The sequence below is a fragment of the Methylomagnum sp. genome (assembly GCF_054333355.1).
Genome location: NZ_JBTEKS010000145.1, coordinates 1 through 9,768, shown reverse-complemented (window position 1 = coordinate 9,768; position 9,768 = coordinate 1). Strand labels below are relative to the sequence as shown.

Here is a 9,768-nt window from a genome sequence, read left to right as displayed (position 1 = left end):
AGCAAATCGTCATGCCCCGCCGGGAACCGCAACGGAATCTGGAGTTGGCGGGCTTGGCGCGGCGCTACGCGGAAACCTTGGAATTCCACTGTCGCCGGGCACCGCTGCAATGGTTTAATTTCTATGGATTCTGGGATTCCGCCGTGGGCGGGGAGCATAGATAGTGGTGGAGGGAAAGCTTCATTTGATCGCCCTCACCCCAACCCTCTCCCATGGGGAGAGGGAGCGGAGCGTCGCTTTACCAGTGGAGTTATTTATAATAAGCCATGGCTGATACTGTTATTGTGTCTGCTGAAATCGAGCTGGTGATTCCTTTTCACCATGTGGATTTGCTCAATATCGCCTGGCACGGCCATTATTGTGAATACCTGGAAGCCGCTCGCTGTGCGATGCTGGGTAAAATTGGCTACGATTATATGGCGATGAAAGAAACCGGGTTTGTCTGGCCGATTATCGACATTCAGTTACGGTATTTGCAGCCCGCCCGGTTTGGTCAAAGAATCCGGGTTTTGGCGGAATTGGTGGAATGGGAATATCGGATGAAAATCAAATACCGGATATTCGATGCGGAAACCGGGCGGGTGCTGGTCAAGGCGCACACCATGCAGGTGGCGGTGGACGCCGTGACAGGGGAAATGTGTTACGCCTCTCCCCGGGTTTTCCTGGATAAATTGGAAGCGTTCATGGGAGTCTGAATCCGATAGGGTGTTCTGGATTGAGGGGGTTCGAATAATGTTGGTTTTATTCAAATGAGGAGTAGCGCGATGTTCAAGCGAGTTTTTTCATTGCCGGTGGCCTTGATAATCTTTTTGGCCTTGGGAGCATGTGCCAAGCAATACAAGTCTAGCGAATTGGTTTCTGGCATAGAGGTTGGGGATACTTACTATACTCAGTTCAGCCTATTTCAAGAGAAGAACGAATTTCGCACCACCAATTACCGCCATGGCTTCTTGATCCCCATTAATACAGCGGCCACGCTAATGTCCATAAATAAAAAGCGTATCGTGTTAAAGCTGGATGGAACCGGCCAGCAACTTACCATCGAAAATGTGCCAAAGCATACCAATGAGGATAGTCAGCAGGCATTCAAGCGGATTTTCGGGCCTAAAAAGGTGGATTTGTCGAGATTCACCAAAGATGAGAAAAAATACATCCTTAGCGGCGAAGTCAAAAAAGGGATGCGCCGCGACGCGGTTTTGGCCGCCATTGGATATCCTCCGCAAAATTCCACGCCCAGCCTAAGTTCTGACGAGTGGATGTATTGGTCAACCCGTTACGACCGCTTTATCGTGCGCTTTATAGGCGATCAGGTGGCGGAAATTAGGAACTGATTCTTTAAACACATCCTGATTGGCAAGAATCTTTAGCTAAACAGCGCCCCGCTTGAAAACCATAGCTTATAGGATGGGTGGGGCTTCGCGGAACCCATCACATCGGGCTGCGCTGCATGATGGGTTTCGCTGCGCCGCACCCATCCTATATAGGGCAATCGACGGCTAGGTATGGAGCTTCGTATTTCAAACTAGATGCGGTTTAACCTCAAAAAGTGTCATTCCGGCATCCTTGTCGGAATGGCGGAAAGCTGAAGTACCTTGCTAATCAGGAAACATATTAAGATAGGGATAACATCATCCCTTGAAGGAATGTTATCCCTTTTCTAAGGCATCAGGAAAAACCAGCCCATGAACAGCCAAGCCGAAATCCCTAAATCCTGCGATGTGTTGATTATCGGCGGCGGTCCCGCTGGTTCCAGTGTGGCGGCGTTGTTGGCGCGGGATGGTATTGACGTGGTATTGCTGGAAAAAGCCCGTCATCCACGCCCCCAGGTGGGCGAGAGTTTAATTCCCCATTTCTGGAAATACACGGACCAAACTGGCGCTACGGCGCTGATTGAAAAAGAGGGGTTTATTGCCAAGGCGGGCGGCATTACCGTGTGGAATGGGAAAATCAAACGCATTGCTTTCGCGGAATTCGGATTCACCCGCCCGGCTTTGCATGTGGAGCGGGATGTTTTCGATGAGCTGCTGTTGAACCACGCGGCGGGGCAGGGTGCCCGGATATTCCAGCAGGTGGCGGTGCGCTCGGTGGATTTCGGTAATGCCGAGCGACCGCAGGCGCAATACCTGGACCGGCGCGGCGGGGCTTCTGCGGAGGGTGGTATTTCCTGCCGTTATGTCATCGACGCCAGCGGTCCCGGCGCGGTGTTGGCGAATCAGTTTAAAACCCGGCGGCTGATAGATTCCAAGATGCGCTTTCTTTCGTTGTGGGGATATTTTGATCATTCCCGGTTTGTGGGCAGCGATGGCAAAAGCTATGGGCCGGAGGAAATAAACAGGGTTAAGCCCGTTACCTTTGTCACGTCTTTTGAGGATGGCTGGATTTGGCATATCGCCCTGCGGCGGACCACCAGCGTTGGCTTGGTTGTTAATACCGACCGCGCCAGTGGCATGAGCAAGTCGGAGCGGGAAAAGTATTTCCTGGCTGTTTGCCGTACCACGCCTTATGTGGATCGGTTGTTGGCGGGTGCTGAATATCAGGCGGGTTCTTTATTTGAGCGGCCTGATTATTCTTATTATTCGGCCCGGTTGTGTGGCGATAATTTTTGTATGATTGGGGACGCGGCGTCTTTTGTGGACCCGATTTATTCCCATGGGGTATTGAACGCTTTTTATAATGCCGCCGTGGCGGCGCTGACGGTGCGGGAATCTTTGCGTGATCCGGCCCGCCGCGCCCGTTATGCGCAGTTGTGTGAGAATCGGATGCGGCAGTTTTATGGGTTTTCCCGGTCGCTGGCTTTGGGGGAATTCGGCGGCGACGGGGTGGATGCGGAATTGGTTAAGCATTTCATGCGTTCGGTGCCGCCGATGGAGTTGGAATTAATGCTGGCCGCCGCGCATATGTCGGAGCGGTCGGGGAATTTCCATAACTTGGCGCGGGATGCGGGGGTATGGCGGAATGCCCCGGCGGTGCCGGAGCGGTCGCATTATATGGCGGGGTTGGAGATTTGAGGGCTACCCACGGATGCCTTTCCCCCGAAACCCCTCCCCCGTCCCCACCAACCCCGCGATGATATTCCGCTGCATCTCGGAACTCCCCGAAAACAGCCGCCCCGCCAAGGCGTCCTGAACCAACGCCGCCATCCCGCTTTCCGCTTCCAGGCCCGCCGCGCCGAAAATCTGCACCGCATCCAGGCAGGATTGCAGGAACGCCTCGGCGGCGTAGAGCTTGGTTTGCGCCGCCGGAAGGCTCAGCCGTTCGCCCGCGTCGGCGGCCCGCGCGCACTCCCGCAGCCACAGGCCCACCGTGTCCAAGCGCAGCTTCATCTCGGCGATGCGGTGGCCGATGGCCTGATGGCGGCCCAGATGCGCCTCCCCCGAGCGGCGGACGCGGCTGTGATGAATCGCTTGCTCCAACTGCCATTCCATCACCCCGGCGATCCCGGCGAACACGAACGCCCGCTCCAATTCCAGCGCCTGTTGCAGGATTTGTCCCCCGGCGCCGGGCTTCCCCAGCAGGCGATCCGCGCCGATCCGGCAATCCTCCAGCACCACGCCGCCCGTCGCGCTGCCCCGGCAGGCTTGCAGGGCGTGGCCATCGGTGAAGCGGCAACCCGCGTCCCGGTTCGACACCAGGAATCCCGTGATCCGCTCGTCGAGCTTGGCGTACACCACCAGCCAATCCGCCAGCGGCGCGTTGGTGATGTAGCGCTTCTCGCCAGTCAGACGGAAACCCGCGCCGTCCCGCTCGGCCCGGCATTGCATGGCCTGCACATCGGAACCGCCGCCCGGCTCGGTGATGGCGTGCCCGGCCAGCCACTCGCCCCGGATCAGCGGCGGCAGCCAGTGCGTCCGCTGCGCGTCGGTGCCATGGCGGAGGATGGGAAACACCGCCCCCCACACATGCGCGTTCACCATCAGCACCAAGCCGGGGTCGCGGCTGGCATGGCCCAAGCGGCGATGGCCCGCGCACAGGTCGCCGAAGCTGTCGTCCCGGCCACCGAACCGCTCCGGCAGGGCGTGGCGCAATAGCCCGGCGGCGGCGACGTGGCGGAATCGGGCCAGAATCTCCGCGTGGCTCAAGTCGCCGGGATAGGGCGCGAGGCCGGAAAAATCCGGGGTTGGCATGGTCATTCCTCCATCAAGGCTTGAATGCGGGGATAGTCCAGCTTGCCGTTGGCGAGGCGCGGCAAGTCGTCCACCAGTCGGAAGCGGCAGGGTTGCATATAGGCGGGCAGGCGGGATTTCAGCGCCTTTTGCACGTCGCCCAGGGTGATGAGGGGCGGATCCAGCGCCAACAGGGCGGCGGGGCGCTGACCGGCGGCGGGGTCGGCGAGACCCACCACCGCCGAGGCCCGCACCCCCGGCAGGGCGTTCAGGGCGGCTTCGATTTCCGCCGGTTCGACCCGGTGGCCGGCGCATTTGAGCATCCGGCCCAGCCGCCCGTGGAAGAGATGTTCGCCCCGTTCATTCAGGCTCACCCGGTCGCCGGTGGCGTACCAACCGTCGCTATTCAGGGCGTTGTGCAAGCGGCCCCCGCTCCAATAGCCGCTCAACAGGGTCGGGCCGCGCACCCATAATTCGCCGCCGTCCGGGTCGATGCGGAGGTCATCGTCGCAGGCGGGGACGCCGATGGGGATGGGAGAACGGGCGTCCCGCCCGTTCGCGGCCAAGCTGGCCGCGCTCCCATCAAGCTGTAAGCGGTTTCGATCCACCGGCCAGTAACAACACACATTGGTTTCGGTCGGGCCGTAGAAATTGTAGAGCCGGGTGTCCGGCAGCAGGTCGGCGAGGCGGCGCAAGTCCGGGGTGGGGAAGACCTCCCCGGCGAAAATCAGGAACCGGAGCGGCGGGCGGGATTCGGCCAGATTGCCCTTATACGCGAGGAAGGCCAGCAGCGACGGCACCGTGTACCAGCCGGTGATGGTCCGCTCGCCCAGCCAAGCGGCCAGTCGGGCGGGCGCCATGAATAGCGGGGTGGGCACGAAATGCAGGCTGGCGCCCCGGCCCAGCGCCGCGTACAGGTCGAAGGTGGAGAGATCGAAGAACAAAGGGGCGCTACTGGCGATGCGGTCTTTCGGGCCAAGCGCCATCAATTCGGCGGCCCACTCGCTGAACGCGGCGACGGCGCCGTGGCTCAGGGCCACGCCCTTGGGTTGGCCGGTGGAGCCGGAGGTGTAGAGGATGGCCGCGAGATCGTCGGCCTGGATTTCGGCGGGGATGAACGGGGCGGGCGGCGCGGCGGTGACATCCAGCCACGTCGGCCCGTGCCAGCCCGGCGGCGGTGCGCCCGTGCCCAGCGTTGCCGCCGCGTCCGCGTCGCGGAGGATGAATTCCCGGCGGGCGGGCGGGTTCTTGAGGTCCAGCGGCAGGTAAGCGGCCCCGGTCAGCAGCACGCCGAACACGGCGGCGACGGCGTCAATGCCCCGGTCGATGTGCAGGGCGACGCGCTGGCCGGAACCGATGCCCAGGCCGCGCAGGGCGGCGGCGATGGATTGTGATTGGGCGAGTAGTTCACCGTAGCGGATTTCCCGCTCGCCTTCGGCGAGGGCGAGAGCTTCGGGGTGCTGGTGGGATTGGTGGAGGAAGGGGGTTAGCAGCATGGGGGTGATTCAAGGGTGTGCCCGAAACTGTGGGTCGGGCTTAAGCCCGACCTACAAAACTTTTTCCAAAAGCTCTGCATCCATAATCCCCATCACCCGCGCCAACCAAGCCCCGTCCACCGCTGGCCGCAAAGCGTTATAGGATAGGGTGAGCCGCCCATCCATCTGCCCGACCAACAGCGCCAAGCCGGGGGGCAGGGTCATCCAAGTCAGGTGATACATGCCGACGGGCCGGGCACCCAGGAAGCCGCCGCTGCCGAAGCGCATGTCGCCAATGTCGGAGAACCAGCAGGAACTCAACTCCCCGCCGCTGCGCTGTTGGCGGAGCAGCTTGGCATAGCGGCCCGGCGACAGCCATTGCCCCAGCCACATCAGGGGCAGGTAGGCGTAATCCAACTCCTCCCGCACCACGCGCTGATGCTGGGCCAGCAAGTGGGCGAATAGGCCGTCCCGGTCTTGGACTTGCTCGCGGGTGGCCTGGGCGAACAGGCAGCCCACATGGTTGCCGAACATCGGGGTCGGGGCGTTCTGGCGGCGCAGGTTGAAGGCGTAGGGGAAGCAGTAACCGGCCTTGGCGGCGGGTGGCCCGGCCAGTTCCATGGCCCGCATCAGGCAGCCGATGTAATACAGCGACTTGCCCGCCAGCCCGGTGTAACGGAGCGCCAGTTTGGCGATTTGGGCCGATTCTTCCGGCGTGTAGCGGCGCACCCACAGGCCCAGGGATTGCGGGCCGGTTTCGGCCAGGGTGGGCAGGCAGCTATCCAGCCGGTTGCCTTGCCCGTTGTGGCGCTTGGCTTTGAGGGCGAGGCGGGCGCTCTTCCAGAAGCCCCACTCGGCCAGCTTGTGCGGGATGAGCGGCGGCGATTCCCGGAAGCGTTCCGGGTCATCCGAATTCAGGAAGTCCAGCACAATCTTCACGCCCCGCGCATCCAACAGCGGATGGACCCAGCGCAGCGCAAACGTGCCGCCCTCGCCATGGGCCAGCCAATGGGCGCTCAGGGGCGGGTCGGTTTCCAGCGAGGCGGGTCGGCTCACGAGGTCCGCCACCTTGCGACTAGCGAAGGTGTCCGGTCCTTCGCCCGGCGGGCAGTCGTGGCGTTCCAGTTCCAGCGCGTGTCCGGTGGCGTGCCAGCCGTAGCGCTTGCCGCGCCGTTCCAGCCGGGCCGTGGCGACGGGGAAGCGTTCCGCCAGTTGGGCCAAGCGTTCCCGCAAGCGTTCCAAATCCGGTGGCGCATCCAAGTCCAGCGCGAAGCCGCAATACCCGCCCGGCATCCCCGCCGCCCGGATTTCCTGATCCAGCACATAGGTGAAATAGTCGGCGGGGTTGAACCAGATCAGCGGTTCCAGACAGTGTTTATCCATCGTTCCAGCGCGTTCAGGCTGCGGACGTTGGCCGGTTCCAGTTCGGTGTCCGGCAGGGTCACGCCGAATTCCTTTTCGGCGAACATGATGAGCCGCATCAGGCCCAGGCTGTCCAGGCCGGCCTCCAGCAAATCGTCGGCGTCGCCGAAGGCGTCGGGGTTATCGTGGTAGATGAGTTCGGTGAATATGAAGTGCTTGAGTTGTTCTTTCATACAAGTGGGATGGGATGGTTGAGGGAAATCGACCGAAACCCGGAAGGCTTATTTGATATTCGGTCGGGAAGGATGCAAAGCCGCACCCCAGCGGGGGACTTGTCCACAGTAGTCGATATAAGCCGACCCGAATCGGGCGCGGAGCCTGGGCTCCTCATACAGCACGACCAGAAGATGCAGGATCAGCGCGACCATCCCGGCATACCAAGCCAGGGCGGGACCGGGAAACAGCAAGGCCTCCGCCAACAGAATCAGTAAGACGTTTTGAAACATGGGATTCCGGGTCCGGCGATAGAGTCCGCTGACAACCAGGTTTTTGGGCGGGGCTAAGGGCGCGGGGGCGCCGAGACCACGCACGGCGAACTCCCAGGCACAATACCCGTAGCCGATAATACCGGTCAGGAGCAACGCCAAGGCCGGAATCGTAAGCATCGTGGGGGTTCCAAACAGGGACGCCGCCCGCCTGGGTAAGTAGGGAATACGGGATGTATACCGTGACCATGCCGGGCACCAAGGCAGTGAAGAGCAGTATTTCTGCGGCGAGCAAGACGCACATAACAATATTCAAGGGGTGCGGGAAACCACATGCTTAACCACTCATCCAACCGCCCGCCGATTCGCCAGCAAACTATTCTGCAACTGGTTATCCCCGCGCCATAAATCCCCCGCCAATAATTGGGCGATTTCCTCCTTAAGCTGCGGGTGCTTGTCGGCCTCGAAAAACAGGTTATGCACCATGTCGGAATGATAGAACCGCTCCACGAACAGCCGCATGGTGTTGAAGCCCAATAGATATTCCTGATCGTCCGCCGCGTGAAGCTCCGGGTCGGCCTCGGTGCCATCCAGCAGGGCTTGATGCACCCGGTCGGCGAGGCGGGCGGCGCTGGTGAAGGCCAGGAATACCCCGGAAGAAAACACCGGGTCGAGGAAGCCCGCCGCGTCCCCGCAACAGGCATAGCGGCTGCCATAGCGGCGCTCGTTGGTATAACTGAAATCCGCCTCGGTGCGGACCGGCGCGCATTGGGCGGCCCCGCTCAGCAGGCGGTTGAGGATGGGCGAGGCGTCCACATAGCGGCGGAACAACTCATCGACTTCGCCCTCCCGCGAGCCTTCCCGCTGCACGACCAGCCCCACGCTGAGCCGCCGCCCGGACAGGGGAATAATCCAAATCCAGCCAATATCCACCACCGGGACATAAATATTGCCGGTGCGGAATAACTCGTCGGCTTCGGCGTTGGCCGGGATGTTTTCATAATGGGTATATACCGCGTACCGGCCCAGATTCCCGATGCGGGAGATACTCCGTTGTTGCCGTCCAGTCAGGGCGTTGCGCCCGGTGGCGTCCACCAGATAGCGGGCGCGGTAGGCGGCGAGTTCGGTGCTGACTTCCACCCAGTCGCCGAACCAGGCCAAATCGAGGATTTTCTCGCCTTCGTGGGCGTCCACGCCGTGGGCGGCGGCGTTCTTGAACAGCACTTGGTCGAAGGGCGCCCGCTCGATCTGGAAGGTCCGCCGCTGAGCGCTGAGGGGGAAGTGCATCCGCTGGCCCGAGGCTTCGTCGATGAACATGGCCCCGCTCTTGAACTGGTTGCCTTCGCTCCAGTCGATGCCCAGCCGCTCCACCACGGTTTCGCTGAATGGCAGCATGGATTCCCCGATATGGAAGCGGGGATGCCGGTCCTTTTCCAGCAGCAACACCCGGTGGCCGTGCTGCGCCAACAGGGTCGCGGCGGTGGAACCGGCGGGTCCGCCGCCCGCCACGACGACATCGTAATCTAGGTTGTTCGGTATCGTTTCGGACATGGTTGGGTTCGGCTGTGTAGGTTGAGACCGACTCGATTTTCAAAACCGAGCCGGTCTACGGCTAGTGCTCTGTCATGCGTCGAATGACGTGTAGCCTATAGGATGGGTGGAGGCGCACTTGGCATGAGGCCGAAAACTCTGGCGATTCTGGCCGTGCGCCGTAACCCATCGGGCGATGTCGGCCTGCTGATGGGTTACGGTGCGCTGCGGCCTTTTCAAAATTCGGTGGTTCTTCATGGCGCACCTCCACCCATCCTATCGGCTATCGTTTTCAAATATGACGCGGTTTGGCCCCACATTACAGGGCTGACAAAGCACTAGGGCGTTTTCACGCAGTTCTCGACGAGGAAGGCGCATTGCTCGCCCGTCACGATGACGCCATCGTTGCTGGGCGGGTACTCGATGTTCTCCACCCGCCCTTCCTTCAGGGTGACGGAAGCCCAGCAATAGCGTTTGGCGGGGGATTGTTGGCCCATGAAGGCTCGCATCGGGCAGGTGGGTTGCTCCGGTGCGGCCCCGGAAAAAATCAGGGTCTCGCGCTTATCGGTTTTTTCCTCGTGGACGGGGTTGCCCATGCACTTGAGCAGGTCTTCCTTGGGCAGCAATTTCAGCGAGGCGCGGGATTGGTTGATGATTTCAATGGGTTGCTGCGACGCGCAGCCAGCCACGGCCAGGAGAATGAACGGGAGGATTCGTTTCATGGAGATCGAAGGGTTGGTTTGTTGGAATTCTTAGTGGGTTCGTGATTTGTGGGAGTGGGCTTTAGCCCACGATCAGGCTGGGCTGTCGTGG

At 61.1% G+C, this 9,768-nt stretch carries 10 protein-coding genes; 3 read left to right on the top strand and 7 right to left on the bottom strand.

What is annotated here, in order from left to right:
* Positions 1 to 284 precede the first annotated feature (284 nt).
* From ACXWUF_RS12285 to ACXWUF_RS12275, 3 genes are all read left to right on the top strand, one after another.
* Positions 285 to 695 (top strand): acyl-CoA thioesterase, encoded by a 411-nt coding sequence (locus tag ACXWUF_RS12285; protein WP_458494958.1) that lies wholly within the window; start codon positions 285 to 287, stop codon positions 693 to 695.
* Between the two features lie 69 nt (positions 696 to 764).
* Positions 765 to 1,331, top strand: a complete 567-nt coding sequence (locus tag ACXWUF_RS12280; protein WP_458494957.1) for a hypothetical protein — start codon at positions 765 to 767, stop codon at positions 1,329 to 1,331.
* A 351-nt stretch (positions 1,332 to 1,682) separates the two neighbouring features.
* On the top strand, positions 1,683 to 3,008 hold the full coding sequence (locus ACXWUF_RS12275) for an FAD-dependent oxidoreductase (RefSeq protein WP_458494956.1): 1,326 nt from the start codon (positions 1,683 to 1,685) through the stop codon (positions 3,006 to 3,008).
* Between the two features lie 3 nt (positions 3,009 to 3,011).
* On the opposite strand, the gene ACXWUF_RS12270 is transcribed toward ACXWUF_RS12275, so the two are convergent.
* From ACXWUF_RS12270 to ACXWUF_RS12240, 7 genes are all read right to left on the bottom strand, one after another.
* Positions 3,012 to 4,124, bottom strand: coding sequence for an acyl-CoA dehydrogenase family protein (locus tag ACXWUF_RS12270; protein ID WP_458494955.1), 1,113 nt, complete (start codon positions 4,122 to 4,124; stop codon positions 3,012 to 3,014).
* Between the two features lie 2 nt (positions 4,125 to 4,126).
* Complete coding sequence (locus ACXWUF_RS12265) at positions 4,127 to 5,599, bottom strand: amino acid adenylation domain-containing protein (protein WP_458494954.1); 1,473 nt, start codon at positions 5,597 to 5,599, stop codon at positions 4,127 to 4,129.
* Between the two features lie 51 nt (positions 5,600 to 5,650).
* Positions 5,651 to 6,961, bottom strand: coding sequence for a hypothetical protein (locus ACXWUF_RS12260; protein WP_458494953.1), 1,311 nt, complete (start codon positions 6,959 to 6,961; stop codon positions 5,651 to 5,653).
* Entirely contained in the window at positions 6,934 to 7,173 is a 240-nt protein-coding gene (locus ACXWUF_RS12255) for an acyl carrier protein (protein ID WP_458494952.1), read from the bottom strand. Before ACXWUF_RS12255 ends, ACXWUF_RS12260 begins: the two co-directional genes overlap by 28 nt.
* A gap of 48 nt (positions 7,174 to 7,221) precedes the next feature.
* Complete coding sequence (locus tag ACXWUF_RS12250) at positions 7,222 to 7,605, bottom strand: methyltransferase family protein (protein ID WP_458494951.1); 384 nt, start codon at positions 7,603 to 7,605, stop codon at positions 7,222 to 7,224.
* A 165-nt stretch (positions 7,606 to 7,770) separates the two neighbouring features.
* The gene (locus tag ACXWUF_RS12245) at positions 7,771 to 8,976 is read right to left on the bottom strand and encodes an NAD(P)/FAD-dependent oxidoreductase (RefSeq protein ID WP_458494950.1); all 1,206 of its coding nucleotides are present in this window, start codon (positions 8,974 to 8,976) and stop codon (positions 7,771 to 7,773) included.
* A 317-nt stretch (positions 8,977 to 9,293) separates the two neighbouring features.
* A complete protein-coding gene (locus ACXWUF_RS12240; protein WP_458494949.1) occupies positions 9,294 to 9,677 on the bottom strand; it encodes a hypothetical protein in 384 nt (127 codons plus the stop codon).
* Between the last annotated feature and the right edge of the window lie 91 nt (positions 9,678 to 9,768).